Origin of the sequence: Aminobacter sp. MET-1 (assembly GCF_026521175.1) — a bacterium.
GTDB lineage: Bacteria > Pseudomonadota > Alphaproteobacteria > Rhizobiales > Rhizobiaceae > Aminobacter.
On sequence record NZ_JAMSHL010000007.1, the window covers coordinates 64,725 to 91,480 of the forward strand.

20 protein-coding genes and 1 riboswitch are annotated in these 26,756 nt (G+C 64.2%); of the genes, 8 read left to right on the forward strand and 12 right to left on the reverse strand.

The features are described from left to right. The first annotated feature begins 141 nt into the window (after positions 1 to 141). Together gltB and NDO48_RS12190 are read left to right on the forward strand one after the other, a co-directional pair. Entirely contained in the window at positions 142 to 4,872 is a 4,731-nt protein-coding gene (gene gltB, locus NDO48_RS12185) for a glutamate synthase large subunit (protein WP_026227482.1), read from the forward strand. Between the two features lie 118 nt (positions 4,873 to 4,990). Further along, positions 4,991 to 6,445 (forward strand): glutamate synthase subunit beta, encoded by a 1,455-nt coding sequence (locus NDO48_RS12190; RefSeq protein WP_018429341.1) that lies wholly within the window; start codon positions 4,991 to 4,993, stop codon positions 6,443 to 6,445. Between the two features lie 66 nt (positions 6,446 to 6,511). Here NDO48_RS12190 and NDO48_RS12195 read toward each other — a convergent pair whose 3' ends face one another. Together NDO48_RS12195 and NDO48_RS12200 are read right to left on the reverse strand one after the other, a co-directional pair. Next, the gene (locus NDO48_RS12195; RefSeq protein ID WP_018429340.1) at positions 6,512 to 7,762 is read right to left on the reverse strand and encodes a DUF459 domain-containing protein; all 1,251 of its coding nucleotides are present in this window, start codon (positions 7,760 to 7,762) and stop codon (positions 6,512 to 6,514) included. Positions 7,763 to 7,778: 16 nt separating this feature from the next. Continuing rightward, entirely contained in the window at positions 7,779 to 9,005 is a 1,227-nt protein-coding gene (locus NDO48_RS12200; RefSeq protein WP_026227481.1) for a lytic murein transglycosylase, read from the reverse strand. A gap of 249 nt (positions 9,006 to 9,254) precedes the next feature. On the opposite strand from NDO48_RS12200, the gene galU reads away from it, so the two are divergent. Continuing rightward, positions 9,255 to 10,142, forward strand: coding sequence for a UTP--glucose-1-phosphate uridylyltransferase GalU (gene galU, locus NDO48_RS12205; RefSeq protein ID WP_018429338.1), 888 nt, complete (start codon positions 9,255 to 9,257; stop codon positions 10,140 to 10,142). A 67-nt stretch (positions 10,143 to 10,209) separates the two neighbouring features. Next, positions 10,210 to 10,393, forward strand: a riboswitch (cobalamin riboswitch). A gap of 47 nt (positions 10,394 to 10,440) precedes the next feature. Next, positions 10,441 to 11,157 carry a 5,6-dimethylbenzimidazole synthase gene (gene bluB, locus NDO48_RS12210; RefSeq protein WP_267321531.1) on the forward strand — a complete coding sequence of 239 codons (717 nt, stop codon included), beginning with the start codon at positions 10,441 to 10,443 and terminating at the stop codon, positions 11,155 to 11,157. A 188-nt stretch (positions 11,158 to 11,345) separates the two neighbouring features. Here the strand turns inward: bluB and NDO48_RS12215 are convergent, their stop codons facing one another. Beyond that, the gene (locus NDO48_RS12215) at positions 11,346 to 13,022 is read right to left on the reverse strand and encodes an outer membrane beta-barrel protein (protein WP_267321532.1); all 1,677 of its coding nucleotides are present in this window, start codon (positions 13,020 to 13,022) and stop codon (positions 11,346 to 11,348) included. A 187-nt stretch (positions 13,023 to 13,209) separates the two neighbouring features. Between NDO48_RS12215 and NDO48_RS12220 the strand changes: the two genes are divergently transcribed. Next, positions 13,210 to 14,208, forward strand: coding sequence for a KpsF/GutQ family sugar-phosphate isomerase (locus tag NDO48_RS12220; protein ID WP_267321533.1), 999 nt, complete (start codon positions 13,210 to 13,212; stop codon positions 14,206 to 14,208). Positions 14,209 to 14,365: 157 nt separating this feature from the next. Here the strand turns inward: NDO48_RS12220 and NDO48_RS12225 are convergent, their stop codons facing one another. The 5 genes from NDO48_RS12225 to NDO48_RS12245 all read right to left on the reverse strand — a co-directional run bounded on the left by NDO48_RS12225 (position 14,366) and on the right by NDO48_RS12245 (position 19,815). Then, on the reverse strand, positions 14,366 to 14,830 hold the full coding sequence (locus tag NDO48_RS12225; protein ID WP_018429334.1) for an NfeD family protein: 465 nt from the start codon (positions 14,828 to 14,830) through the stop codon (positions 14,366 to 14,368). A 25-nt stretch (positions 14,831 to 14,855) separates the two neighbouring features. Next, positions 14,856 to 15,809: an SPFH domain-containing protein gene (locus tag NDO48_RS12230; protein ID WP_018429333.1), complete on the reverse strand. Its 954-nt coding sequence runs from the start codon at positions 15,807 to 15,809 to the stop codon at positions 14,856 to 14,858. A gap of 165 nt (positions 15,810 to 15,974) precedes the next feature. Beyond that, positions 15,975 to 17,039, reverse strand: a complete 1,065-nt coding sequence (gene hemH, locus NDO48_RS12235; protein WP_018429332.1) for a ferrochelatase — start codon at positions 17,037 to 17,039, stop codon at positions 15,975 to 15,977. Positions 17,040 to 17,285: 246 nt separating this feature from the next. Continuing rightward, positions 17,286 to 19,196, reverse strand: a complete 1,911-nt coding sequence (locus tag NDO48_RS12240; RefSeq protein WP_267321534.1) for a 5'-nucleotidase C-terminal domain-containing protein — start codon at positions 19,194 to 19,196, stop codon at positions 17,286 to 17,288. 232 nt (positions 19,197 to 19,428) lie between these two features. Then, positions 19,429 to 19,815, reverse strand: coding sequence for a hypothetical protein (locus NDO48_RS12245; protein WP_026227479.1), 387 nt, complete (start codon positions 19,813 to 19,815; stop codon positions 19,429 to 19,431). A 258-nt stretch (positions 19,816 to 20,073) separates the two neighbouring features. Between NDO48_RS12245 and NDO48_RS12250 the strand changes: the two genes are divergently transcribed. Genes NDO48_RS12250 through NDO48_RS12260 form a run of 3 tightly spaced genes read left to right on the forward strand, consistent with a single transcriptional unit; the run spans position 20,074 to position 22,328 of the window. Continuing rightward, entirely contained in the window at positions 20,074 to 21,507 is a 1,434-nt protein-coding gene (locus NDO48_RS12250) for a PTS galactitol transporter subunit IIC (RefSeq protein ID WP_018429329.1), read from the forward strand. Positions 21,508 to 21,563: 56 nt separating this feature from the next. Continuing rightward, positions 21,564 to 22,025 (forward strand): PTS sugar transporter subunit IIA, encoded by a 462-nt coding sequence (locus NDO48_RS12255; RefSeq protein ID WP_018429328.1) that lies wholly within the window; start codon positions 21,564 to 21,566, stop codon positions 22,023 to 22,025. Between the two features lie 15 nt (positions 22,026 to 22,040). After that, the gene (locus NDO48_RS12260; RefSeq protein WP_018429327.1) at positions 22,041 to 22,328 is read left to right on the forward strand and encodes a PTS sugar transporter subunit IIB; all 288 of its coding nucleotides are present in this window, start codon (positions 22,041 to 22,043) and stop codon (positions 22,326 to 22,328) included. A gap of 68 nt (positions 22,329 to 22,396) precedes the next feature. Here the strand turns inward: NDO48_RS12260 and NDO48_RS12265 are convergent, their stop codons facing one another. The 4 genes from NDO48_RS12265 to NDO48_RS12280 form a co-directional block, all read right to left on the reverse strand. Beyond that, positions 22,397 to 23,842, reverse strand: a complete 1,446-nt coding sequence (locus NDO48_RS12265) for a homospermidine synthase (protein ID WP_267321535.1) — start codon at positions 23,840 to 23,842, stop codon at positions 22,397 to 22,399. 139 nt (positions 23,843 to 23,981) lie between these two features. Further along, positions 23,982 to 24,905: a heme-dependent oxidative N-demethylase family protein gene (locus tag NDO48_RS12270; protein ID WP_018429325.1), complete on the reverse strand. Its 924-nt coding sequence runs from the start codon at positions 24,903 to 24,905 to the stop codon at positions 23,982 to 23,984. A 65-nt stretch (positions 24,906 to 24,970) separates the two neighbouring features. Then, on the reverse strand, positions 24,971 to 25,636 hold the full coding sequence (locus NDO48_RS12275; RefSeq protein ID WP_267321536.1) for an aminotransferase class IV family protein: 666 nt from the start codon (positions 25,634 to 25,636) through the stop codon (positions 24,971 to 24,973). After that, on the reverse strand, positions 25,585 to 26,739 hold the full coding sequence (locus NDO48_RS12280) for an aminodeoxychorismate synthase component I (protein WP_267321537.1): 1,155 nt from the start codon (positions 26,737 to 26,739) through the stop codon (positions 25,585 to 25,587). Before NDO48_RS12280 ends, NDO48_RS12275 begins: the two co-directional genes overlap by 52 nt. Positions 26,740 to 26,756: the final 17 nt, after the last annotated feature.

Genomic DNA, 26,756 nt, shown 5'->3' on the forward strand with positions numbered 1-26,756 from the left:
ACGCCTGACCCGACTGGCGGTTCGGTGCCGGCCAAAGGCGCTGCGCCGCATGCATATCGAAGCATATCTGAAGGTGAGCGGACTGGCACGTAGCCGTCCCAAAGCGAACTGCCCGGAACGGGCCGGAATGGAGAAGAGACGATGACGGAGTTGACGCCATCTGTGACGACGGGTTTTGCACCGGCCGCGCAGACGAAAGCGGCCAACAATAAAACCGATCATCTCCGAACCACCACCGGCTATGCAGCGCATGGCCTTTACGATCCTCGCAACGAACATGACGCCTGCGGCGTCGGCTTCATCGCCCAGATGAAGGGTGTGAAGTCGCACCAGATCGTCAAGGACGGGCTGTTCATGCTCGAAAACCTGACGCATCGCGGTGCCGTGGGTGCAGATCCGCTCGTCGGTGACGGCGCCGGCGTGCTGGTGCAGATCCCCGACACCTTCTTCCGCGAGGAAATGGCCAAGCAGGGCATCGCCCTGCCTGAGGCCGGCCAGTACGGCGTCGGCCACTGGTTCATGCCGCAGGACGCGGCAATGCGCGACCATATCGACGACATCATCCGCGAGTCGGCTCAGTCTGAGGGGTTGCCGCTGATCGGCTTCCGCGACGTGCCCGTCGACAACGCCTCGCTGTCGAAGGCGCCCGAGATCGTCGCCGCCGAGCCTTACCACCGCCAGGTGTTCATCGGCCGTACTCCCGACATCGAGGATGACGAGGAATACGAGGCCCGTCTCTATCTGCTGCGCAAGGTGATCTCCGGCCGCATCTACGCCGAGAACAACAACAAGGACATCGGCGCCTATTGCGTGTCGCTGTCGGCGCGCACCGTCGTCTACAAGGGCATGTTCCTGGCCAACCAGGTCGGTGCCTATTACAAGGACCTCAGCGATCCGCGCTTCGAGACGGCGTTGATCCTCGTCCACCAGCGCTTCTCGACCAACACCTTCCCGTCGTGGAAGCTGGCGCATCCGTACCGCATGGTCGCCCACAACGGCGAAATCAACACGGTGCGCGGCAACAACAACTGGATGGCGGCACGCCAGGCCTCGGTCGACTCGGAGCTGTTCGGCAACAACATCTCCAAGCTGTGGCCGATCTCCTATGAGGGGCAGTCGGATACGGCGTGCTTCGACAACGCGCTCGAGTTCCTGTTCCAGGGCGGCTACAAGCTGGCGCATGCCATGATGATGCTGATCCCGGAAGCCTGGGCCGGCAACAAGTCGATGGATGCCGACCGCAAGGCCTTCTACGAATACCACGCAGCGCTGATGGAGCCGTGGGACGGCCCGGCCGCGGTGTGCTTCACCGACGGCCGCCAGATCGGCGCCACGCTTGACCGCAACGGCCTGCGTCCGGCCCGCTACATCGTCACCGACGACGACCGGGTGATCCTGGCGTCGGAGGCCGGCGTGCTGCCGGTCGACGAGAAGAGCATCGTCAAGAAGTGGCGCCTGCAGCCCGGCAAGATGCTGCTGATCGACCTGGCCAAGGGCCGCATCATCTCGGACGACGAAATCAAGTCCGAGATCGCCAACAGGCATCCCTACAAGAAGTGGCTGGCCAACACCCAGCTGATTCTCGAGGAGCTGAAGCCGGTTGAGCCGCGTGCTCTGCGCAAGGACGTGTCGCTGCTCGATCGCCAGCAGGCCTTCGGCTACACGCAGGAAGACACCAAGCTGCTGATGTCGCCGATGGCGACGACCGGCCAGGAAGCCGTCGGCTCGATGGGCACCGACACGCCGATCTCGGCGATGTCGGACAAGTCGAAGCTGCTTTACACCTACTTCAAGCAGAACTTTGCCCAGGTCACCAACCCGCCGATCGATCCGATCCGCGAGGAGCTGGTGATGAGCCTGGTGTCGTTCATCGGCCCACGGCCGAACATCCTCGATCTCGTAGGCACCTCCAGGCGCAAGCGCCTCGAAGTGCGCCAGCCGATCCTCACCAACGCCGACCTGGAGAAGATCCGCTCCATCGGCCACACCGAGGAAAGCTTCGACACCAAGACGATCGATGTCACCTACGCGGCCACGGAAGGTGCTGCCGGCATGCAGGGCGCCATCGAGCGCCTGTGCGAGCGCGCCGAGGCAGCGGTTGCCGGCCGCTACAACATCATCATCCTGTCCGACCGCCAGCTCGGCCCGGACCGGATTGCCATCCCGTCGCTGCTGGCGACGGCCGCCGTGCATCACCATCTGGTCCGCAAGGGCCTGCGCACGTCGGTTGGACTGGTGGTCGAATCGGGTGAGCCGCGCGAGGTGCATCATTTCTGCTGCCTCGCCGGCTACGGCGCGGAGGCGATCAACCCGTATCTGGCTTTCGACACGCTGACCGACATGCACAAGCGGGGCGATTTCCCGCCTGAGGTGGACGGCTCGGAAGTCGTCGGCCGCTACATCAAGTCGATCGGCAAGGGCATCCTCAAGGTCATGTCCAAGATGGGCATCTCGACCTACCAGTCCTATTGCGGCGCCCAGATCTTCGACGCCATCGGTCTGAAGACCGACTTCGTCGAGAAGTACTTCACCGGCACCGCGACCAACATCGAGGGCGTCGGCCTGGACGAGGTCTCGGGCGAGACGGTGGAGCGCCATACGTCGGCCTTCGGCGAGGATCCGGTGCTGCGCAACGCGCTCGACGTCGGTGGCGAGTATATGTACCGCATGCGCGGCGAAGCCCATATGTGGACGCCAGACGCGGTCGCCTCGCTGCAGCATGCCGTGCGCCAGGGTTCGTGGTCGACCTTCAAGGAGTTCTCGGCCCAGATCGACAGCGAAACGGCACGTGCCCAGCAGATCCGCGGCATGTTCCACATCAAGTCGGCGGAAGAGAGCGGCCGCAAGCCGGTCGCGCTCGACGACGTGATGCCGGCAGCCGAGATCGTCAAGCGCTTCTCGACGGGTGCCATGTCCTTCGGCTCGATCAGCCGTGAGGCGCACACGACGCTGGCCGTTGCCATGAACAAGATCGGCGGCAAGTCGAACACCGGCGAGGGCGGTGAGGAGCCGGACCGCTACCTGCCGCTGCCCGACGGTTCGGTGAACCCCGAGCGTTCGGCGATCAAGCAGGTGGCTTCAGGCCGCTTCGGCGTGACGACGGAATATCTCGTCAACTCCGACATGATGCAGATCAAGGTGGCGCAGGGGGCCAAGCCCGGCGAGGGCGGCCAGCTGCCCGGCCACAAGGTCGACGCGACGATCGCCAAGACCCGTCACTCGACCCAAGGCGTGGGCCTGATTTCGCCGCCGCCGCACCATGACATCTACTCGATCGAAGATCTGGCGCAGCTGATCTACGACCTGAAGAACGTCAACCCGGCAGCCGACGTGTCGGTCAAGCTGGTGTCGGAAGTGGGCGTCGGAACGGTTGCGGCTGGTGTCGCCAAGGCGCGCGCCGATCACATCACGATCTCAGGCTATGATGGCGGCACCGGCGCTTCGCCGCTGACCTCGCTCAAGCATGCCGGCAGCCCGTGGGAAATGGGCCTCGCCGAGACGCATCAGACGCTCGTGCTGAATGGCCTGCGTTCGCGCGTCGCGCTCCAGGTCGACGGTGGCCTGCGCACCGGCCGCGACGTCGTCATCGGCGCACTGCTGGGCGCCGACGAGTTCGGCTTCTCGACCGCGCCGCTCATCGCGGCGGGCTGCATCATGATGCGCAAATGCCATCTCAACACCTGCCCGGTCGGCGTCGCCACCCAGGATCCGGTGCTGCGCAAGCGCTTCAAGGGTACGCCCGAGCACGTCATCAACTACTTCTTCTACGTGGCGGAAGAGGTGCGCGAGCTTCTGGCCAAGATGGGCTACACCCATCTCGACCAGATCATCGGCGACGCGGACCTCCTGGAAAAGCGCGAGCTGATCAACCACTGGAAGTCGCGTGGCCTGGACTTCTCCAGGGTGTTCTACAAGCCGGATGCGCCTGCTTCGGCGACACACTGGACCGAGCGCCAGAAGCATCCGATCGACGATGTGCTCGACCGCAAGCTGATCGCCGAAGCGAAGTCAGCACTCGAAGCTCGCCAGCCGGTGAAGATCGAGGCTTCGATCCGCAACGTCGACCGCTCTGCCGGTGCGATGCTGTCGGGCGAAGTCGCCAAGCGCTTCAAGCACAAGGGCCTGCGTGAGGACACGATCTCGGTGAAGCTGACCGGCACTGCCGGCCAGTCCTTCGGGGCATTCCTGGCGCGCGGCATCTCGTTCGAGCTGGTCGGCGACGGCAACGACTATGTCGGCAAGGGCCTGTCAGGCGGCCGCATCGTCATCCGTCCGCCTGAGGATGCCAAGATCGTCGCCGAGGACTCGATCATCGTCGGCAACACCGTGCTCTACGGTGCGACCGAGGGCGAGTGCTACTTCCGCGGCGTGGCCGGCGAGCGTTTCGCAGTCCGCAACTCGGGCGCCGTCACTGTCGTCGAAGGTGTGGGCGACCATGGCTGCGAGTATATGACGGGCGGCGTGGTGGTGGTTATCGGCAAGACCGGTCGCAACTTTGCGGCGGGTATGTCGGGCGGCGTCGCCTATGTGCTCGACGAGGAAGGCGATTTCGCCGAGCGCTGCAACATGGCGATGGTCGAGCTCGAGCCGGTCCCCGAAGAGGACGACATGCTGGAGAAGCTGCACCATCACGGCGGCGACATCGCCCACAAGGGCCGCGTCGACGTGTCGGGCGACATGACCCGCCATGACGAGGAGCGCCTGGTGCAGCTGATCTCGAACCACATGCACTACACCGGTTCGACCCGCGCCAAACAGATCCTCGACGACTGGGCGAGCTACCGACCTAAATTCCGCAAGGTCATGCCGGTGGAGTACCGCCGCGCGCTGATCGAGATGGAGCGCATGCGGATGAACGTCGCGGCGGAATAGCCGCGGCCGTCCGGCCGGCGCGGCGCCCAAGACGGGCGCCCGCCATCGCATGCTTCATTTGAAGTGGTGGAATTCTACGCCCGCGCCGAGACGCTGGGCATGACTGACGAGAGCTACGATGGGCAAGGTTACAGGTTTTCTCGAGATCGACCGGCAGGTCCACAAGTACCAGCCGGCTTCCGATCGCATCCGGCATTTCCGCGAGTTCACGCTGCCGATGTCGGACAAGGAAGTGGAAAAGCAGGCGGCGCGCTGCATGGATTGCGGCATTCCGTTCTGCCACGGCCCGACGGGCTGCCCGGTCCACAACCAGATCCCCGACTGGAACGATCTGGTCTACAATGGCGACTGGACAAACGCGATCCGCAACCTCCATTCGACCAACAACTTCCCCGAATTCACCGGCCGCATCTGCCCCGCGCCTTGCGAGGAAGCCTGCACGCTGAACCTCGAGGACATTCCGGTCGCCATCAAGACCGTCGAGCAGGCGATTGCCGACAAGGCCTATGAGACCGGCTACATCAGGCCTTATCCGCCGGAAAAGAAGACCGGCAGACGCGTCGCCGTCATCGGCTCCGGGCCGACGGGCATGGCAGCCGCCCAGCAACTCGGCCGCGCCGGCCACGAAGTCCATGTCTATGAGCGCGAGAGCCGGCCCGGTGGCCTGCTGCGCTTCGGCATCCCCGACTTCAAGATGGAAAAGCACTATATCGACCGCCGCGTCGAGCAGATGGCGGGCGAGGGCGTGACCTTCCATTGCGGCGTCAATGTCGGCGTCGACAAGAAGGTCGAGGAGATGCTCGCCGAATTCGATGCCGTGCTCTATTGCGGCGGCTCCGAGGCACCGCGCCCGGCCGGCATTCCCGGCGACGACCTCAAGGGCGTGCATGACGCGATGCCTTACCTCGTCCAGCAGAACAAGCGCGTCGGCGGGGAAGACATCCAGTCGGTCGCCTGGCCGTCCGAACCCATCGTTGCCGGTGGCCTGCATGTCGTGGTCGTCGGCGGCGGCGACACGGCGTCCGACTGCGTTGGCACGGCGTTCCGCCAGGGTGCTGTGCGCGTCACTCAGCTCGACATCCGCCCGCAGCCGCCGGAAAAGGAGCACAAGCTGTCCGTGTGGCCCTACTGGGCGACCAAGATGCGCACCTCGTCGTCGCAGGCAGAGGGCGCGCAGCGCGAGTTTCAGGTGGCGACGCTCGAGTTCATCGGCGAAGACGGCCAGCTGACCGGCGTGAAGTGCTGCGAGGTCGATGAGAAGCGCAAGCCGATCCCCGGAACGGATTTTGTCATCCGCGCCGATCTCGCCTTCATCGCCATCGGCTTTGCCGGCCCGATATCAGGCGGCGTGGTGAAGGAACTCGACGGCAAGCTCGAGATCAAAACCGACAGCCGCCGCTCGTCCAACGTCGTGGCCAATGACCGCGACTACAAGACCAACATCGACAAGCTCTATGTCGCCGGCGACGTGCGCCGCGGCCAGTCGCTGGTGGTCTGGGCGATCCGCGAAGGCCGCCAGGCAGCCCACGCCATCGACGAAGCCCTGATGGGCTCGACGGTGCTGCCGCGCTGAACCGCGACAATCTCCAAACACAAAAGGCGCCGAAAGGCGCCTTTTTCGTCTCCGAGGGATTTTCGGCTATCGCTTGATGGCGGTGGTGGTCTCGGTGCTCGCTGAAGCCGGCACCTTCTTGGGCGGCCAGGAGAAATCGTCGATGCGGCCGACCGGAGCCTTCGGCGCGATGCCTTCGATGACGAGCTTTTCGCCGGGCGAGTTGGGCTCGCTTTTGACGGTCGCGGCCTGCGCGCCCATCAGTTCGGTACCACCATCGAGCTCTGGATCGCCGAGCGAGACGGGTACGGTGCGGTCGATGTTTTCAGGCACCTTGAGCTCGCCTGGCGATGCCTGGGGCAGGCCGGCCGGCACAACGGCTTCATTGATGCCTGGGGTGATGCCGAGGATCTTATCCAGCGGCTTTTCGGCATAGAAGGCGAGCTTGCGCTTGCCCGCCTTGGTGACGTTGATGCCGTCGTCGGAGCGCAGGCGCACGGGCTGGCCGTTCATGTCGGGGCCGGAAGTGACGAAGGCACCGCTTTCATCGACGAAGCCGTCCCAGACATCGACGAATTCGCTGTTCGCGGCTTCTGTCGCGGCGCGGTAGACGTCGTTGAAGGCGAGCATGTCGGTGCTCATCTTGGACGATTTGAAGGCAGGCATGCCGACCCAGAGGAAGGGCACCTTGGTGTCGGACAGCGCCTTGGCCAGCGTCTCGGCGCGGCTGGTGTACTCCTTCATCCAGGCGGTGCTCATCGGCGGTTCTCTGTTGTCGCCGACACGCATCTGCTGACGGTCGTTGGAGCCGAGCATGACCACAACGACGGCAGGCTTCTCCTGCTCGATCAGTATCTTCGCCTGCTCGGGCCAGTTGTAATAGTCGTCACGCACCAGACCCGACGAACCGCTCGTCTTGTCGATGACGCGGACCTTGGCGTTCTCGCCAAAAACGGTGGTCAGGCCCTCGGCGATGCCGGCGCCGAGAAAATCGCCGATGACGAGGATGGTGCGGGCGTCCGCCGCCTTCTCGACGACAGGCACAGCCGGCTGTGCCGGCTTGGCCGGCGCACCGGCAAGCCCTTCCTGGGGCTTGCGCGGCGCTTTGCGGACCTTCTTGGGCGGCGCGGCCTGAGGCTCTTCGAAGATGTAGGGATCGACGCGCGGCTCACGGCGCGGCATGAACAGGTCGCGCAGCGACCAGCGCCGCAAGATGCCGTCCTGTGCGAAGGCGGGGGTAGGGGCTGCGACAGGGATGGCGGTCATGGCGACCGCCACCGCAAGCAGTGGCATCGTCAGGCGCAGAACGGCTTTTTTCGAGCGACGCGACGATGCCAAACGCAACCTCCGGTGGCTATTTCTTTCGCAGCCATTTGAGCACTTCCATGCTCGGATGGCCGTCCTCCGTCAAGCCCAGCTGTGCCTGAAACGCCTTGATTGCGGAGCGCGAGCCCTCGCCGATCTTGCCGTCGGCCTTGCCGTCATAATAGCCGTGAGCCGACAGGCGCTTCTGCAACTCCTGCTTCTCTTCGAAGCTGAGCTTGGTGAAGGGCCGTTTCCAGTCCTGGACAAGACCACCATAGCCGGCGATTTCGTCGGCAAGAAGGCCCACGGCCAGCGCGTATTTGTCGGCGTTGTTGTAGCGCTTGATGACCTGGAAGTTCTTGGTCATCAGGAAGGCGGGACCGCCGCGGCCGTCGGGCACCTTGAGGGTGGCGACATCGGAGCCGCGCTTAAAGGCCTTGCCGTTGGCGCGCTCGACGCCGAGTTCCGCCCACTTGTCGAGCGTCATCGAGCCCGACGGGAACTTTCGGCCCTCGGGCAGCACGACCTCGTAGCCCCAGGTCTTACCGCCTTGCCAGCCGTTCTTCTTGAGCAGATTGGCAGCGGTGGCTAGCGCATCCGGCACCGAGTTCCAGATGTCGCGCTTGCCGTTGCCGTCGGCGTCGACTGCGTAGGCCTGGTAGCTGGTCGGGATGAACTGGGTGTGGCCCATCGCGCCGGCCCACGAGCCCATCAGATGGCTCTCGTCAATGTCGCCACGCTGCAGGATCTTCAGCGCCGCGATCAACTGGGTGCGGGCATATTTCGAGCGGCGCTCGTCGCCATAGGCAAGGGTCGCCAGCGAGCGCACGACATTGCGCATCACCTTGTCGTTCTTGAGAATCTCGCCGTAGTTCGATTCCATCGACCAGATGGCGAGCAGCACGTAGCGGTCGACGCCGTAGCTGGCCTCGATGCGGTCGAGCCACGGCTTCCACTTGCGCGCCATGGCGCGGCCGACCTCGATGGACTGGTCGTGGACGCGGTTGTCGAAATAGTCCCACACGGGTGCGGTGAATTCGGGCTGGAAGCGCGCTTTTTCAAGCACTTCCAGGTCGGCCGAGGTGACGCCTCGGAACGCACGGTTATAGGTCGACGCTGAAATGCCGTTGTCGGCGGCGACGGCGCGGAAGCCAGCGACCCAGCGTTCGAAGCCGGCCTCGGCCGAAGCCTTGCCCGCAGGCAGCAGCAGCGCGAGCGACAGGCCGGCGATCGTGGCAAATCCTGCCAGGCTTCTGGCGGTCTTGCGAAGGGGCATTCTTTCCTCCTGGAAGAGTTCGGAAAGTCGATTCATCGCCGATGCCGGTTATCAATCAGTTTACCATAGTCCCCCTGGGGACCTAAAAGCCGTGGGTCGGATTGTCCCCCGAAGGCCCAACACAATCAAGATCGCGTGATCTCGGCCTTGCTCGTGCCACCCCATTGTGCCAACGCGTTCAGTATTCTTCAATTCAGGCATGAGAATGTTGTGCCCGATATCGATTTTTCTCTTTCGGACGACCGCGCAATGAAAAGAGTTCGCAAGGCAGTATTTCCCGTCGCAGGCCTGGGCACCCGCTTTCTGCCGGCCACCAAGTCTATCCCCAAGGAGATGCTGACGGTCGTCGACCGTCCCGTCATCCAGTATGTCGTCGACGAAGCCCGCGAAGCGGGCATCGAGCACTTCATCTTCGTCACCGGCCGCAACAAAGCGGTCATCGAAGATCATTTCGACGTCCAGTTCGAGCTCTACGATACGCTTGCCCAGCGCGGCAAAAGCGATCAGCTGGAGCGGCTGCAGAAGCTGCAGCCGGCGCCGGGCCAGACGTCGTTCACCCGCCAGCAGGTGCCGCTCGGCCTCGGCCATGCTGTATGGTGCGCGCGTGAACTGGTCGGCGACGAGCCTTTCGCGCTTCTCCTTCCCGACATGATCATGCAGTCGGAAAAGAGCTGCATGCGCGAGATGGTCGAGCTTTATGCCGAGACCGGCAACAACATCATCGCCGTGCAGGAATGCGACCCGGCCGAGACGCACAAATATGGCATCGTCGGCAAGGGAAAGGCCGTTCATACCGGTTTTGCCATCGACGGCATGGTTGAGAAGCCGAAGCAGGGAACGGCACCGTCGAACCTGTTCATCAACGGCCGCTACATTCTGCAGCCGCAGATCTTCGAACTGCTGGCCAAGCAGGAGCGCGGCGCCGGCGACGAGATCCAGCTGACCGATGCCATGCTGAAGCTCGAGAAGTCGCAGCCCTTTTATGGCTATCACTATCGCGGCCGGACCTTCGACTGCGGCTCGCCGGAAGGTTTTGTCGAGGCCAATGTGGCATTTGCCCTGGCGCGCTCCGACATCAGCGGCCGCATGGCCGAAGTGATCGAAGGGCTTCTGGGCGAGGTGAAACCCAGCCGCTGAGCCCCGTCAATGTCGCCCGCGCGTCATTTTCGGGCGCGCGGCGCGGTGGCCAAGGGCCCGCAAGGCCTGTAGAACACTCCCGCCAGGTGCCCGCTCATGCGGGAGAATCGGGAACACGGTGAAACTCCGTGGCGTGCCCATCGCTGTAAGAGGGACCGTATCGGCAAAAGCCACTGTCCGGCAGGATGGGAAGGTGCTGAAAGCGGGATGAACTCGAAGCCAGAAGACCGGCCCGGCAGAGATGGTCCACCGCATGGACAGGCGGACGGACGCCGTTTCTATCGCAAGGGGACACGCGATGCCGGCCGCCCATGTTCAAACCGCCTGCGGCTCGTTCGATGCCGCGGCGCAGGACGCCGTCTACAAGGCCATCTTCACCCGTCGCGACGTGCGCAGCCATTTCCTGCCCGATCCGATAGACGACGTGGTCATGGCGCGCCTTTTGATGGCGGCGCATCACGCGCCATCGGTCGGCTTCATGCAGCCATGGAACTTCATCATCATCCGCGATGCCAAGCGCCGGGCGCTGGTGCGCGACCTGTTTTTCGCGGCGCGCGGGCAGGAGCTGCCGCATATTGTCGAGGAGAAGCAGGCGCTCTATCGCAAGCTCAAGCTCGAAGGCATCTGCGAGGCGCCGCTCAACCTGGTCGTGACCTGCGATCGGGGACGCTCGGCCAACTCGCCGCTGGGGCGCTGGCACAATCCGGAAATGGATCTCTACAGCACTGTTTGCGCGGTGCAGAACCTCTGGCTGGCGGCGCGTGCCGAAGGCATCGGCATCGGCTGGGTCAGTATCCTCGACCGTGACGCACTGAAGGCATTGCTGGCGATCCCCGAACATGTCGTGCCGGTGGCCTATCTCTGCGTTGGCCGCGTCAGCGAATTCGCCGCGCGCCCAGATCTCGAGCGCCATGGCTGGGGCAACCGGCTGCCGTTGGCCGAGCTTGTCATGAGCGAAGTGTTTGCCGGCGAGGGGGAGCAGGGGGTGAAGGAGGCGGTGGCAGGATTGGGATGAGCGGGGCGGCGGGCGTTCTTGCGCTGCCGGGTGCTCGTTTTGGGGGCTCGCAGCTCCGGCCGTTCTGGACCGTCCCGACAACTTTGCCGGCCACGGCATGGATCCGCGACACTCTCCGCTCGCTACGTCGAGGATGACGAACTGCGGGATGTGCAGGCGACACCAGTCGAAGCCGGCACGCTGAGACCCTAGCGCTGAACTTTCACGCCGACGAAGACGCTGTTGGTGGTGCTGTCGCGGTTGGAGAGCGTGCTGCTGAAGGTCTCGTGGCGCAGGCGTCCGGTGAGGCCGGTGTAGCGGTTGAGCCACCAGGTGAGGCCCGCCTCGGCACTGAGGGACAGATCATGGTCGGTTGAACCGGCGTAATCGCGCCAGCCGATGCCGGCGGCGGCGAAGCCGGTGAGGTTGGCGCGCATCTGGCGCTCGACGCCGAGACGCGCCGCATAGAGTACTGAGCCGCTTTCGCCTGCCGACGTCGAACCTTCCAGCGAGGTGGTGCCGTTGAGGGTGACGATGGTGCCGCGCATCGGCGACCACCGGAGATCTGCGGCGACGGAGGCGGCGGAGATGCTGCCCAGCCTGCCGTCGTCAAAGGTCTGGCCGACCCAGCCGGCGGAAATCTCGCCGCCGAATTTCTCGCCCATGTCGATCTCGACGCCTGCAAGGGCGGCAAACTGATTTGCCGAACGCTCGAAACCGGCGGTGTCGAACCTCAGGTCGTAGATGCGACGGCCGAACTGGATTTCGCCGAACGGGGTCAGCGCCGGCGACACCTCGTAGCCGATGCGCAGCCTGCCATTGTAGAGGGTCGAGTTCCTGTCCTTCTGCGACAGCGTGCCGCCGCCCGACAGAGCGGCGTCGCCATAGCTTTCCTTGACGGCTTCGCCCGATATGCCGAAGCGCAGCTTGCCGACGTCCTTTTCCAGGCCGAGCGAGCCGTTGAAGGTCTGCAGGGTGGGGCGCTCGGCGGTGCCGATGATGACGACGGGCGAGGTCGCCGATTCCGGGCGGACATTGTAGCCGAGGCGGGCAAGTGCGCGCATGCCTTCGGCAAGATCGAGCTGGAGGCGGCCGTCGATGCCGCCGGTGACGTCCTTGACCTCCTGCCCGGACACCGACTTGCGAAAGTTGCCATAGGCATCGACGGTGGCCGAATGGCTGTCCCAGTCGGACGCCGCATTCAGGCGGAGCGTGGTTTCAGACAGGATCGCCGACTTTCCATCCGAACTCGAATCGGCGTTGGAGGTCGCGGTGACGCCCTGTTCCAGGCTTGGCTTGAGCACGAAGGTGCCGAAGCGGATGCCCGTCGGGTCGTAGGGATTGAGCTCGGGCTGCGGCTTGCGGCCTTCGATCGCTGCCTGGCGCGCGGATTCGGGGCCGTTGTCCTCGCTGCCTTCGAAATCCACCGTCTGCTGGCGCACGGTGCCGGTGGTGGTTTCATCCTGCTCGGGGGCAGGGGTCTTCTTCGGCGCGTTCGCCGGCTGTTGCCGGCCGGCGAGCTGCTCGCGCCGCGCCTTGGCCCGGTCGCGTGCCGTGGTCGGCGGCAGCGCCTGCAAGGGGCCCGCGTCGTTGGCGAAGGCATCGTCGGCATTTGGCGGTTCACTGAACAGGCTGGCCGAGGCGTTGGCCGGCTTGTCGGGCACCGCGCCGGGACTGGCCGGCTGGTAGTCCTCGGCTTGGTTCTGCGTGTCGGCGTCCGTTGCCTGGTCCTGCGATGCGTCAGCGGGACGCTTGCGCTTCAGAGGCTTGCCCTGGTCGTCGGTGACCGCGCCGCGCAGCCCGGCATCCTGGGCGTGGACCGGCCCGGCGCACAGCACCGCTGCCACACTTGCCGTTGCCAGCAAGGCGCAGATGCGCGCACCCAAGAGGTGCCCCCTATGCTCCGGCCTGACCCGTGCCATCGTACCCACTGCTTCGCCGGCGCGAACTGCGCCGTGCTTAGCAACTGGTAAATGGCCATGGTTAATGGAGTGTTGAACTGGCCCGCCCGGAAGGGAGGCCGAGGGGCAATATTGATGGACAGCCGGCGTATGACGCGCTAACGCATGCGCCATGCACGCTGGATCGCTGAAAAAAGAGCCGGACCCGCAGGCGTCGATCGCCTCGGCACTTCGTACCATCACCACCGAGCAGGCCGGTATCGCCGCACTCGTGGCGGCGCTCGAAGGCCCGCTGGGTGAGCCTTTCGCGCGCGCCGTGTCGGTGCTCGGCCAGCTCAACGGCCGCGCCATCATCACCGGCGTCGGCAAGAGCGGACATATCGGCAAGAAGATCGCCGCCACCTTCGCCTCGACCGGCACGCCGTCCTACTTTGTCCATCCCGCCGAGGCCATACATGGCGATCTCGGCATGATCACCCGCGACGACGCCATTGTTGCCATTTCGTGGTCAGGCGAAACCGCCGAGCTAAAGGGCATCGTCGGCTATTCCAGGCGCTTCTCCATTCCGCTGATCGCCATCACCGCCGGCGACGCATCGGCGCTCGCCAGGCAGGCAGATGTCGTGCTGTCGCTGCCGCGCTCGCCCGAGGCCTGCCCGCATGGCCTTGCGCCGACAACCTCGACGCTGCTGCAGCTCGCCATCGGCGATGCGCTCGCCGTGGCTCTGCTCGAGGCACGCGGCTTTACCGCCGATCATTTCCGCACCTTCCATCCCGGCGGCCAGCTGGGCGCCAGCCTGATGCCGGTGGGCGAACTGATGCACACCGGCGACCGCATGCCGGTCGTCACGGTCGGCACCAAGATGCCGGAAGCGGTGAGGATGCTGTCGCAGAAGCGCTTCGGCTGCGTCTGCGTCATCGATGCAGATGGCAAGCTCGCCGGCATCGTTACCGATGGCGACCTTTCCCGCAATCTCGACCGCAACCTGGCTGAAACCCGGGTCGAGGAGATCATGACGACGCGGCCAAAGACGGTGCCCCGCCAGATGCTGGCGGGCGCGGCGATCGCCATGCTCAACGAGAACAATATCGGCGCGCTGATCGTGGTCGAGGGCGACCGCCCGGTCGGCCTCGTGCATTTCCACGATCTGCTCCGGATCGGCGCAGCCTAGCTTCCTCGATCCCGGGATATCCCGTTTGGCCTAGACCAAGGTCAGGCTAATCTGACTTCTTGCAAATGAGAACGCCCGGCACCCTCGTGGTTCGACAAGCTCGCCATGAGGGCCGTTGGGGCGGTTTCGACCAATTCGGTTCAGGCCTCGAACGGGCTCAGACCGGCTCCACCACCAGTTCCAGATCGGTGTCACCGGCGGCGACGACGCGCACCTGGGTGCCGACAGGCAGGTCGGGGCCGGAGACGCGCCATGTGGTGTCGCCGAGCTTGATGCGGCCACGGCCTTCCCGGATCGCCTCGGTCAGCGTCGCGGTGCGGCCGACCATCTGGGCGCCGCGCTGGTTGAGAAGCGGCTGGTCGCTTCTTTCGGAGCTGTTGTTGGTGATGCGCTTGCCGAGGTAGGCCGATGCCAGCGACAGGACGACGAAGGTAAGAACCTGGGCGTGCCAGGTCCAGGACGCCCAGTCCCACAGCTGTAGCGACAGCGCACCGACCAGCAGCGCGGCGATGCCGATCCACAGCAGGAAGACGCCGGGGGCGAAGATCTCCAGCGTCAGCAGCACGAAGCCGAGCAGCATCCAGACCCAGGGGCCGAGCTCGGTGATGAAACGCACGATCATCTGCGGTTCCTCGCTGTCGCGCCGCTCAGTTCTGCTCGGGCGGAATGCGCGGGGTGCGGGCTTGCGACTGCCGCTGCGCGCCGGCCGTGCCTTCGCTCCTGAAAACCTCCTTGGCGATTTCGCCGATGCCGCCCAGCGTGCCGATCAGCGATGACGCTTCCATGGGCATCAGCACCACCTTGCTGTTGCCGGCGGAGCCGATCTTGGCCAGCGCCTCGGTGTATTTCTGGGCGACGAAGTAGTTGATCGCCTGGACATCGCCCTTGGCGATGGCCTCGGACACGACCTGGGTGGCGCGCGCTTCGGCCTCGGCGGCGCGCTCACGCGCCTCGGCGTCGCGGAAGGCGGCTTCGCGGCGGCCTTCGGCTTCCAGCACCTGTGCTGCCTTCAGGCCCTCGGCTTCGAGGATCTGGGCGCGCTTGTTGCGTTCGGCCATCATCTGACGAGCCATCGACTCGACCAGGTTGGCCGGCGGGTTGATGTCCTTGATCTCGACACGGGTGACCTTGATGCCCCACGGGTGCGCCGCCTCGTCGACCACGCGCAGCAGCCGCTCGTTGATGGCATCGCGGTTCGACAGAAGCTCGTCGAGGTCCATCGAGCCCATGACCGTGCGGATGTTGGTCATGGTCAGGTTGAGGATGGCGTTCTGCAGGCCGGCGACCTGATAGGCCGCCTGCGGGGCGTTCAGCACCTGATAGAAGGCGACGCCGTCGACCGCCACGATGGCGTTGTCGCGGGTGATGACTTCCTGCGTGGGAACGTCGAGAACCTGCTCCATCATGTTCATCCTGGCGCCGATGCTATCGACAAAGGGGATGATCAGGTTGAGGCCGGGGGTAAGCGTCCTGGTGTAACGGCCGAAGCGCTCGACAGTGTAGTTGAAGCCCTGCGGAACGGTCTTGATGCCCTTGAACAGGACAAAGATCGCGAAGATGGCAATGGCCGGAACAACCAGATCGTAACCACTGAAATCCATTCGGCTCTCCCCACGCGTTCGCCGCGCGCAAGTCTTTGACGCGGGTTGATGCCGAGAGACTTAAGCGGCTTTCAGCATCGTTACAATGACATGGGGTCTGAATGTTTGGGGGGCAAATGCTCTGGGAGGACGGTCAAGGCTTCCGGCAACCCCGACGGGCCAGGATCAGACCCAGCCCATCAACTCGCGACGGGTGATTGCCTCGATCACCGCCATGCCCTCGGGACTGTCGTTGAGGCAGGGGATGTGGGAGAAATTCTTGCCGCCGGCATGGTGGAAGATCTCGGCGTTCTCGCCGGCGATCTCCTCAAGTGTCTCGATGCAGTCGGCCGAGAAGCCGGGATTGACGATGGCGATCGACTTGACGCCCTCCTTGGCCAGTCGCTCGACGGTCTTGTCGGTGTAGGGCTGCAGCCATTCCTGTGCACCGAAGCGCGACTGGAAAGTGGTCATCAGCTTCTTGTCGTCCATGCCGAGCCGTTCGCGCAGAAGCCTTGTCGTCTTGACGCAATGGCAGTGATAGGGGTCGCCGCGCTCGAAATAGGGTTTCGGGATGCCGTGGTAGGAGGCGAGGATCACCTCCGGCTCGAAGTCGAGTTTGGCCAGATGCTGTTCGATCGAGCGGGCCAGCGCCTCGATATAGACCGGCTCGTCGTAATAGGCTGGAACCGTGCGGATCGACGGCATGGCGCGGATTTCCATCAGCGCGCGGAACAGCTGGTCGCTGGCGGTCGCGGTCGTCGTTGCCGAGAATTGCGGGTAGAGCGGGAACATGACGATGCGGTCGCAGCCCTGGGCGATCAGCTTCTGGACCACGCTCTTGGTCGAGGGATTGCCGTAGCGCATGCCCCAGTCGACGATGACGTCGGGTAGGTCACGCAGGGCTTCGGCCAGCTTCTCGCCCTGGGCGCGGGTATAGGTGCGCAGCGGAGATTCGTCGCGCTCGGTGTTCCAGATCTTCTTGTAGTTCTCGCCCGACTTCTTTGGCCGCGTGTTGAGCACGATGCCGTAGAGGATCGGATACCACAGCGCCTTAGGCATCTCGATGACGCGCGGGTCGGAGAGGAATTCGCGCAGATAGCGCCACATCGACTTGCTGTCGGTGCCATCAGGCGTGCCGAGATTGACCAGGAGAACGCCGACCTTGCCCTTTTTCACCTGGGGGTGGCCGCCGGGAAACGGGCCGAGCGCCTTGGCGGATTTTTCGTCGATGGTGGTGGTCAGGTTCATTCGGTGTCTCCGTACTGCGGGATACCTAATTGAATGGGGCTGCCGTTCAATGTCGCGTCTGGCCGCACCCTGAGGTAGCGAATAGGGAATAGCGAATAGTGAGTAGAGAAGGCAGCCCCAATAGGCTCGGGCGCCCCACGGGTCGCGCTGGCCCTATTCGCTACTCACTATTCGCTATTCCCTATACCCCAAATGAAAAAACCCGCCCGGCGTGCCGGGCGGGCTTGTCAGGTCGGGTTTGACCTATCAGTTGGCGGCCGGGATTTCCAGCGTGCCGCCGATGTGCAGGTCCTTGGCCTTGGCTTCCGGATTGGCTTCGGCGATCGCCTTCCACTTGGTCGGGTTGCCGAGATACTTCTTGGCCAGGTCCCAGAAGGTGTCGCCGGCGGCGATGGTGTGCTTCTGGGCAGCGGCGGCGGCCGGAGCGGTCGCAGCCGGTGCGGCTTCGGCAGGCTTCGGAGCTTCGGCAGCGGGTGCCGCCGGAGTTGCAGGGGCGGGAGCTGCTTCGGCGGGCTTTGCCGGCTCGGCAGCCGGCGCAGGCGTATTGGTGGCGATTTCGACGATGCGGCCGTCGAGCTTCGGCGTGAACGGACGGTTCTTGCCGAGATAGTCGGCGACAACCTGTTCGAGGCTCGGACCGTAGTCATAGGCATTGGTGGCGTTCGAGGCGAACAGCTTGTAGCCGTCGCCGCCCTGGCGGACGTAGTTGTTGGTCGCCACCGTGTAGACCTTGGCTTCGTCGATCGGCTTCCAGGCGCCGCCGTCCATCACCTCGACCGACTTGACGCGGCCGGCATTGGCCGCGACCGACTTGTCGAACGAATACTTCAGGCCGGCGACCTGCGGGAACTTGCCCTTGCCTTCCTCGATCTCGCTGACGCCGGCCTCGAGCGAGGCGACGATATCCTTGCCGGACAGCTGGAAGGTGGCGAGCGTGTTCTGGAAGGGCAGTACCGTCAGCACTTCGCCCATGGTGACGACGCCCTGGTCGATGGAGGCACGAATGCCGCCGCCGTTCTGGAAGACGATGGTGACACCCTGGTCCTTGACGCGGTCGAGGATGGCGTCGGAGATCAGATTGCCCATGGTGCATTCGCGGGCGCGGCAGTTTTCACGGCTGCCGTCGATGAGCGCAGTGGTCTCGGAGACCTCCTTGTTCTTCAGTTCCTCGATCGGGGCGCCGAGCTCCTTGATGCGGGCGAGCACGGCTTCATCCGGTTTGATCGAGTTGTCGAGATAGATCGGGTCGCCCTTGGCTTCCTTGACGACGCCGTTGTCATCGAAGGTGACGGTGAACTCGCCGAGATACTTGGAATAGGACGCCGCCTGGGTAACCGGGACCTTGTAGCCCTCGGGGTTGTCGATCATCGTCGGGTAAGGGCCTTCGGCTTTCGCGTCGGTGTTCGACAGAAGCGAGTGCGAATGGCCGCCGACGACAACGTCGACGCCTGGGATCTTGGCGATCATCTCCTTGTCGCGCGGATAACCGACATGGGTCAGAGCGATGATCTTGTTGACGCCTGCGGCCTTCAGCTTCTCGACTTCGGCGGTGATGTTCTTGACGTCGTCCTCGATGGCGATGTTGGGGCCGGGCGAGGCGACTTCAGGCGTGTCGTTGGTGACGGCGCCGACGATGCCGATCTTCTGGCCGCCGACCTCGAGCACGATCGACGGCTTGATGCGGTCGCCGACCTTGGACTGGGCGTTCGGATGGACGTTGGCCGAGAGCACCGGGAACTGGATCTTCTCGAGGAAGGGCACCAGCGCGTCCTCGCCGTCGTCGAACTCGTGGTTGCCCACGGTCATAGCATCGAACTTCATCTGGTTGAGGAACTCGGCTTCGACCGCGCCCTTGTAAGTGGTGTAGAACAGCGAGCCCTGGAAGTTGTCGCCGCCGTTGAGCAGCAGCACGTTCTGGCCTTCCAGCTTCTTGCGCTGGTCGGCAATCGCGGTCACCAGGCGCGCCGCACCGCCAATGCACTCGCCCTTGCCCTCTTCTTCGGCCGAGCAGGTCGATTCGAACTTGTTGTTGCTTTCGATCCGGCTGTGCCAGTCGTTGATGTGAAGAATCGTCAAAGTATAGTCGGCGAATGACGGCGCGACGGAATATCCGAAGGCCGATGCCGACAAAGCCGCAATGGCAGCCAATCTCTTCATAATGAATTCTCCCGAATGACCCCCGCGAGGCATTTACCGCCTTCGCTTGACCGGAATGTTACACATTCCTTGGGGCCATGTTCACATTCCGAATTTTCGGATGCAAGGGAGAATCTGAGGCCGAAAGCCGGCTTACTTAACGCCGGCGAAACGACATTTCCGCGGGCTCTGGGTGCCGCGCTCGGGTTCGTTCGATCGTGTGCGGCGCCCACTTGCGCAGGCGCCGGCAGGATCAGACGCGACGGGTCAGGGTGAACTGCTGGTTGGTCGAGCTGGTGCAGTTCAGCTGGTTGGCCGAGATCAGCAGGCAGTTGAAGCTGATTGGCGACTGGCGGATCAGCGAGGTGCCGTTGATCTGGACCGAGTTGGCGCCGGTCATGACATAGGTGCCGTCGGACAGTTTCTGCCCGGTGTCGGTGGCGACCGTCTGGAACGCGCCGGCCTGGAAGGTCGAAAGACCGGTGCCCTTGGCATCGAGCCAGGCGCCTTCAACGCCGCTCTGCGCCCGCACTGGAGCGCCACCGCCCGAAACACCGCCGCCGCCGGTCGTGCAGCCAGCCAAGGCGGCCGCGAGCAATGCCATCACTCCGGCCGAACGAATTTTGCGCGAAGTCGTCATCAAGAATCCTCTCCTCAGTCCGCCAGCCTTCAATCGCCCGATTTCATGGCGAAGGCAAGGCTTTGGCCGCCCCTGTCGACAGTCGAAACGAGGTGCCGACACCACCGAACGGCCGGCGGGCCCATTCGTTCCAACCGATACAGCTGCCAAGCCTGATTGACAGGTTCAGGAATCGATGTAACTTTCGTATGCATTGAAACACAAATGTTCTGAGGCTGGAGGGCCCGGGACATTCTTTTGGAGTCTGGGGGGAGCATCATGGATGCGTTTTTGACCGGCCTTAAGTCGGCCGTGGACACGCTTGGCGCAACGGTGCTGTTGCCCATCGTCATTTTCATCATTGCCGTGGTTCTCGGCGCCAAGGTCGGCAAGGCGTTCCGCGCCGCCATCACCATCGGCGTCGCCTTCATCGGCATCAATCTCGTGCTCGGCCTGATGCTGGGCTCGATCGGCGATGTGGCCAAGGCCATTGTAACCAACACCGGCATCCAGCGCGACATCGTCGACGTGGGTTGGCCGTCGGCCGCGGCCATCGCCTTCGGCTCGTCTGTCGGCCTGTGGGTCATCCCCATCGGCATCGCCGTCAACATCGCGCTGCTGCTGCTGCGACTGACGCGCACGCTGAACGTCGACGTCTGGAACTTCTGGCACTTCGCCTTCGTCGGTTCGCTGGCGACCGCTGCCACGGGCAGCCTCGGCTACGGACTGGCGGTAGCAGCGCTGGTTGCCGCACTCGCGCTGCTGTTTGCCGACTGGTCGGCACGCGCCGTGCAGCAGTTCTATGGCATCCCCGGCGTTTCGGTGCCGCATCTCGCCTCGGCGCAGATCCTGCCCATCGCCATCGTGCTGAACTGGATTATGGACCGCATCCCCGGCATCAACCGCATCAACATCTCGACGGAGACCATCGAGAAGCGCTTCGGCGTGTTCGGCGAACCTGTCGTGCTCGGCCTGATCATCGGCCTCGTGCTTGGCCTGATCGCCTACTACAACGCCGGCGATTTCGGCACGGTGCTGTCCAAGGTCCTGACCACGGGCATGACGCTGGCCGCCGTGATGCTGCTCTTGCCGCGCATGGTGAAGGTCTTGATGGAAGGCCTGCTGCCGGTCTCCGACGCCGCCCAGGAATTCGTGCGCAAGCGCACCGGCGACCGCGAGCTGCTGGTCGGTCTGGACTCGGCAATCCTGATCGGCCATCCGGCCGCGATCTCGTCGTCACTGATCCTGGTGCCGATCGCCATCGTGCTGTCGATCATCCTGCCGGGCAACCGCGTCATCCTGTTCGCCGACCTTGCCGTCATCCCGTTCATCGTCGCCATGACCGCGCCGCTGCTCAAGGGCAACGTCTTCCGCATGGTGATCGTCGGCACCGTCACGCTCGCTCTCGGCTTCTACGTCGCCAACGCGCTTGCGCCGCTGTTCACCAGCGCTGCCGTGTCGTCGGGCTTCCAGATGCCTGCGAACGCTGTGCAGATCACCTCCGTCGTCGACGGCTTCCTGTGGGTGCCTTACGTGATCATCGAAGCCATCCAGTGGCTGGCGATCGGCGGGCTGGTGCTGCTGGCGGCCATCATCGCGGCGCTGTTCTTCCTCTACCGCCGCAACAGCGCGGCCTGGGAACGGGCGGCAGGCGCCGAGGATGACGGCGAAGGCACCGAGGCCGGCAGCGTGCGCTACGCGACCTCAGGCTGATCTGAAATACCGGAGCCGACGGCATGTGCAGCCGGCTCCGCCACAAGGAGACAAGGATGGCGCGAGCCCTCATGAACCACATCGACCCCGAGGCAATCGCGCTCGGGGTCGATGCCACTGATGGCGAAGCCGTCATCCGCCTGCTCGCGGGCAAGCTCGAGGCATTGGGCTATGTGAAGGGCAGCTATGCCGACGCGGTTGTCCGCCGCGAGGCGACGATGCCCACCGGCCTGCCGCTCGGCTACGCGCTCAATGTCGCCATTCCGCACACCGATCCCGAACATGTCATCAAGCCGGGCATTGCGCTGGCGGTGCTGTCGCAGCCGGTCGACTTCGCCAACATGGAAGACCCCGACGAGGCGGTTCCTGTCGGCTACGTGTTCCTGCTTGCGATCAACGACAAGGACAAGCAGATAGACATGCTTCAGGAAATCATGGACACGATCCAGAGCGAAGAGGCCCTTGCCGGGCTGAGCCGTGCTGCGTCCGCAGCCGACGTTGCCGCTGCACTGGGCTAACAGGGGGATTTCACGATGGCCAAACAGAAAACCGTTCTTTTTGCCTGCGGCACAGGCGTCGCCACCTCGACCGCCGTCAACGCCACCGTCACCGAGGCAATGAAGGCGCGCGGGCTGACTTTCAACGCCATGCAGTGCAAAGCAACCGAGGTGCCCAGCCTGGCCGACAATGTCGACCTGATCGTTGCCACCACGCCAATCTCGGCGTCGGTCACGGTGCCGGTCATCAAGGGCCTCGCCTTCCTCACCGGTATCGGTAAGGACAAGGCGCTCGACGACATCGAGGCAGAGCTGCGCAAGTAGTCGCGGGCTTCATTGCCACAAACAAAAAGGGCGCCGTCTGGCGCCCTTTTCTTTTCCGGTGACGCCGATCAGCGCACCAGGATGTTGCGGAACTGCCAGGGGTCGTCCTTGTCGATGTCCTCCTCGAACAGGCCGGGGCGGCCGTCGAGCGGGGTCCAGTCGGTGTAGTGGCCGGTGACCGGTCCGAGATATTGCTGCTGCACTTCGAGGCAGCGCTTGTAGTCCATCTCGTCGGCCTCGACGATGCCGGCCTCGGGGTTCTCGAGCGCCCAGACCATGCCGGAGAGCACGGCCGAGGTCACCTGCAGGCCGGTGGCGTTCTGATAAGGCGCAAGCTTGCGGGCCTGCTCGAGCGTCAGCTGCGAGCCGTACCAGTAGGCGTTTTTGTCGTGGCCGTAGAGCAGCACGCCGAGCTCGTCCTTGCCGTCGACCAGTTCGTCCTCGTCGAGAACGTGATGGACGGGCTGCGGCTTGCCGGCGGCACCGAACATCTCGTGCATCGACAGAACCGCGTCGTTGCAGGGGTGGTAGGCGTAGTGGCAGGTCGGGCGATAGATGACCTTGCCCTTCTTCGAGCGCACGGTGAAGAAGTCGGCGATGGAGATCGCCTCGTTGTGCGTCACCAGGAAGCCATATTGCGGGCCAGGCGTCGGGCACCAGGTGCGGACGCGGGTGTTGGCGCCCGGCTGCTCCAGATAGATCGCCGCCTTGCAGCCCTTCTTGAACTTCTTGGCGTTCTTGGGCTTCCACGTCTCGTGCGTGCCCCAGCCCAGTTCCGCCGGCTGCAGGCCCTCGGAGACGAAGCCCTCGACCGACCAGGTGTTCCAGAACACGTTCATCGGCTTGGGGTTCTTGGTGCGCTGGGTGTCGCGCTCGGCGATGTGGATGCCCTTGACGCCGGCCTTCTTCATCAACGCTGCCCAGCCGTCGCGGTCCTGCTGCGCAGGCTCCTCGAATTCGAGGCCGAGATCGTTGGCGAGGTTGACCAGCGCCTGCTTGACGAACCACGAGACCATGCCCGGGTTGGCGCCGCAGGTGGAAACGGCGGTCGGACCGCCGGGGTGCTTGCGCCTTTCGGCGAGCAGGGTTTCGCGCAGGGCGTAGTTGGTGCGCTCGCTATTGTCGGCGCTGTTGTCGAAGTAGAAACCGAGCCAGGGCTCGATGACGGTGTCGACATAGAGCGCGCCAAGCTTGCGGCTGAGATGCATGAGGTCGACCGAGCCGGTATCGACCGACAGGTTGACGCAGAAGCCCTGGCCGCCGCCGTTGGTCAGCAGGGGCGTCAGCAGCTCCTTGTAATTGTCCTTGGTTACCGCCTCCTGGATGAATTTGATGCCACGCTCATCCGCGAGTTTTCGGTTTTCGTCGCTGGGATCGATAATCACCATCCGCGACTTGTCGAATTTGAAATGGCGTTCGATGAGGGGGAGCGTTCCACGACCGATCGAGCCGAAGCCGATCATCACAACAGGACCAGTAATCTCACCGTAGACGGACCATTTTTCATTCGCCATTTTTTATGGCACTCCTTCTCACACTAAAAGAGCCGGGCCACGATTGACCCGGCTTCAACGCCTAAACCATACATGCTTATGGCAATAAAGCGAATCCGCTTCCTAGATGCTGTAGGAACCGGACGTTATGCCGCTATTGTTAGCCGGCTGGAGCCATGCCGTTGAGGAAGCCAACCAGCCTGTCACGATCGGCGGAGAGGCCCTTGTAGTCGAGCTGGTCGCGGTCGAGGCTCATCAGCTGATCGGTGAAGGAGGCGGCCAGCCGGGCGCGGTCCTCATGACGCGCAAGCACCGCCAGCGGATCGAGATAGATGCGGATGGTGAACAGGATGTCGCCCGACACCGGCAGCTTTCGCAGCGTCTGCCGCTCGACCCGGATGAAGGCGCGTCCCGCAGCGTCGGCATCGGCAAAGGTCGAGTGCGTCTCGGCCGAACGCGCGATGCGCTGGCGGTCGGAGAGTGGATGGTAGAGATCGCCATTGGCCTGGATCGACCAGTTGAAGCGCTCGACCAGCACGGCAAGCTTGTCGAACATGCGGGCGATCAGTTCGGCCATGCGCGTGCCGGGGCCGAAGCCGGGCACCGGGCCGTGGATGTGGTGGATCGGCAGGCCGAATTTTTCGGTCAGCTTCCACGACGAGGGGAAACACAGCGATCCGGCGGCCAGCCGCCAGCCGTCCTCGCCCTGCCGCATCAGGATCAGGTCTTCCTGCACCAGCTTCGAGGCGGCGATCAGGGGATTGTCGCCGGGATTGGCGATGTCGATGGCGCGATCCATGCCGGCGATGAGGCAGCGCTCGCCTTCGAGGCGATAGGTCTGGGGGAAGCGCTCGGTCAGATGCGCGACCAGCAAGTCCAGCACCTCCTGCTGGGCCGCCCGCGTTTCCGGCTCGGCGACGAACACCTTGTCGGGCACTTCGGTGTAAAGCCTGTCCTTCTCGGCCAGATAAGCGCCGAGATGGCCGTCAAGCTCGATCCAGTCGCGCGGCTCCGCCTGCTTCAGGCCGATGGCGAAGGGTTTTGATGTGCCGTCATAGGGCGTGTGCGTAACTACAGCGGTCATCCGAACCTGTCGCTTCCTGAGGTTGGGATGACTTAGCCTTTGCCTCGCATGCCGGCAATCTCAGCTCATTGGACCAGTCTGGCGGCAATGAGCCCGCGCAGCGAGTTGCCTACGAAGATCTTCGACGCGCTGGCGATATCGTCGATGGTCAGATTGGCCTCCACTGCCTCGCCTTTCTCGATCAGCTCTCCGCGCAGCACGCCGGCGAGAAGGCCGCAGGTAAGCGCTGGGGTCCTGAGCGGGGCGCCGTTGCCCATATCGAGGAAGAGGCTGGTGATCGTGCCTTCGCAGACCTGCGCTGCCTCATTGAGCAGGATCACTTCGTCGGCCGCATCGCGGGCAAACTCGGCGCGGGCGGCGTCATAGGCCTGCCGGCGCGTGGTCTTGTGGCGCAGGAGCGTGTCGGTCGAGGCAAGCCGGGGTGTGGCGATGCACAGGATCCACAGCGTGTCGGGCGACAGCGGCGCGAAGGCCTGCGTGGTCACACCGACCTTGCCGTCTTGGGAGAGGGCGAGGCGAACCCTGAGCGGCGTGTCGCCGGTGGCGGCCTTCGCCAAAGCCCGCCTGACGGCCGTAAGGTCGAAGGCGAAGCCGAGTACCTCCGCCGAGGCGGCGAGCCGGGCGAGATGGCGGTCGCCGCGCAGGAAGCCGCTTTCGGGCTCCCAGCGCAGTGTCTCGATCAGCTCGAAGCCGGCACCGAGCCGGTCGCGAAGCGTGCTTTCAGAAGACATTCCGCATACTCCGCTTCTGCCGTCGAATCGAACACCACGCCGCCGCCGACATTGTAGACGGCCTCGCCATCGGGGAAGAGCGTGATGGTGCGGATCGCCACGTTGAAGCGCATGGTGCCGCCGGGCGCGATCCAGCCGATGGAGCCGCAATAGACGTCGCGCGGCGTGCCTTCGAGATCGTGGAGGATTTCCATGGCACGGATCTTCGGCGCACCTGTTATCGAGCCGCAGGGGAAAAGGGCAGCGAAGATGCGCTCGATGGAAAGGCTTGGCAGGAGCTTGGCCCTGACGGTGCTGACCATCTGGTGCACGGTCGGATAGCTCTCGATGCGGAACAACTCGGGCACGTCGAGCGAACCGACCTCGCTGATCAACGAAATGTCGTTGCGCAAAAGGTCGACGATCATGCGGTTTTCCGCCTGGTTCTTCTCGTCGTTGCGCAGAAACTCCCTGAGTGCAGCATCCTCTTCTGATGTCTTGCCGCGCGGGGCTGTGCCCTTCATCGGATGGGTCTCGATCCAGCCTTCGCCGTCGATCTCGAAGAACAGTTCGGGCGAACGCGACAGCACGACCGGGCCGCCGAGCGAGACGAGCGAGCCGTATTTCACCGGCTGGCGCGCAATCAGCGCGTCGAAGGCATCAAGCGGCGTGCCGGTCCATTGCGCCTGTACGGGGAAGGTGAGATTGGCCTGGTAGCAGTCGCCCTGGCGAATGTGCTGGTGGAGCCGCTTGAAGCGGCGTTCGTAGTCTGCCTCGGACCATGTGGCGCGAGCGTCGAAGATCGGCCCGTTGGTTGCTGGCCCTGGTGCAGGCGGACGCATGCGGTCCGACGGCTGGTCGAATACGCCCAGGCAGATCAGCGGCGTGCGCCGCCCCTCTGGCAACAGCGGCCGGAGCTTCGGCTCGAGCAGGTAGCCTGCCTCATAGGCGAAGTAGCCGGCGAGCCACTTGCCGCTGTCATGCGCGGCCTGGGCAGCCGCGAGCGCGGTAAAGAAGTCGTCGGCGCCGTGCGCAACGATGGTTTCGCGCGGTGCCTCGAACAGCACTTCCTGGCCGGCGCGATCATCCCGGAACAGGACGAAGGGTGAAGTAAGATCTGCCATGATTTCAGGAGGCGAAG

Excerpts from the sequence above, each read along its gene's own strand:
- gltB (WP_026227482.1), top strand. The coding sequence starts at position 142 with ATGACGGAGTTGACGCCATCTGTGACGACGGGTTTTGCACCGGCCGCG.
- NDO48_RS12190 (WP_018429341.1), top strand. The coding sequence starts at position 4,991 with ATGGGCAAGGTTACAGGTTTTCTCGAGATCGACCGGCAGGTCCACAAG.
- NDO48_RS12200 (WP_026227481.1), bottom strand. The coding sequence starts at position 9,005 with ATGCCCCTTCGCAAGACCGCCAGAAGCCTGGCAGGATTTGCCACGATC.
- galU (WP_018429338.1), top strand. The coding sequence starts at position 9,255 with ATGAAAAGAGTTCGCAAGGCAGTATTTCCCGTCGCAGGCCTGGGCACC.
- bluB (WP_267321531.1), top strand. The coding sequence starts at position 10,441 with ATGCCGGCCGCCCATGTTCAAACCGCCTGCGGCTCGTTCGATGCCGCG.
- NDO48_RS12220 (WP_267321533.1), top strand. The coding sequence starts at position 13,210 with ATGCACGCTGGATCGCTGAAAAAAGAGCCGGACCCGCAGGCGTCGATC.
- NDO48_RS12225 (WP_018429334.1), bottom strand. The coding sequence starts at position 14,830 with ATGATCGTGCGTTTCATCACCGAGCTCGGCCCCTGGGTCTGGATGCTG.
- NDO48_RS12230 (WP_018429333.1), bottom strand. The coding sequence starts at position 15,809 with ATGGATTTCAGTGGTTACGATCTGGTTGTTCCGGCCATTGCCATCTTC.
- hemH (WP_018429332.1), bottom strand. The coding sequence starts at position 17,039 with ATGAACCTGACCACCACCATCGACGAAAAATCCGCCAAGGCGCTCGGC.
- NDO48_RS12240 (WP_267321534.1), bottom strand. The coding sequence starts at position 19,196 with ATGAAGAGATTGGCTGCCATTGCGGCTTTGTCGGCATCGGCCTTCGGA.
- NDO48_RS12245 (WP_026227479.1), bottom strand. The coding sequence starts at position 19,815 with ATGACGACTTCGCGCAAAATTCGTTCGGCCGGAGTGATGGCATTGCTC.
- NDO48_RS12250 (WP_018429329.1), top strand. The coding sequence starts at position 20,074 with ATGGATGCGTTTTTGACCGGCCTTAAGTCGGCCGTGGACACGCTTGGC.
- NDO48_RS12255 (WP_018429328.1), top strand. The coding sequence starts at position 21,564 with ATGGCGCGAGCCCTCATGAACCACATCGACCCCGAGGCAATCGCGCTC.
- NDO48_RS12260 (WP_018429327.1), top strand. The coding sequence starts at position 22,041 with ATGGCCAAACAGAAAACCGTTCTTTTTGCCTGCGGCACAGGCGTCGCC.
- NDO48_RS12265 (WP_267321535.1), bottom strand. The coding sequence starts at position 23,842 with ATGGCGAATGAAAAATGGTCCGTCTACGGTGAGATTACTGGTCCTGTT.
- NDO48_RS12270 (WP_018429325.1), bottom strand. The coding sequence starts at position 24,905 with ATGACCGCTGTAGTTACGCACACGCCCTATGACGGCACATCAAAACCC.
- NDO48_RS12275 (WP_267321536.1), bottom strand. The coding sequence starts at position 25,636 with ATGTCTTCTGAAAGCACGCTTCGCGACCGGCTCGGTGCCGGCTTCGAG.
- NDO48_RS12280 (WP_267321537.1), bottom strand. The coding sequence starts at position 26,739 with ATGGCAGATCTTACTTCACCCTTCGTCCTGTTCCGGGATGATCGCGCC.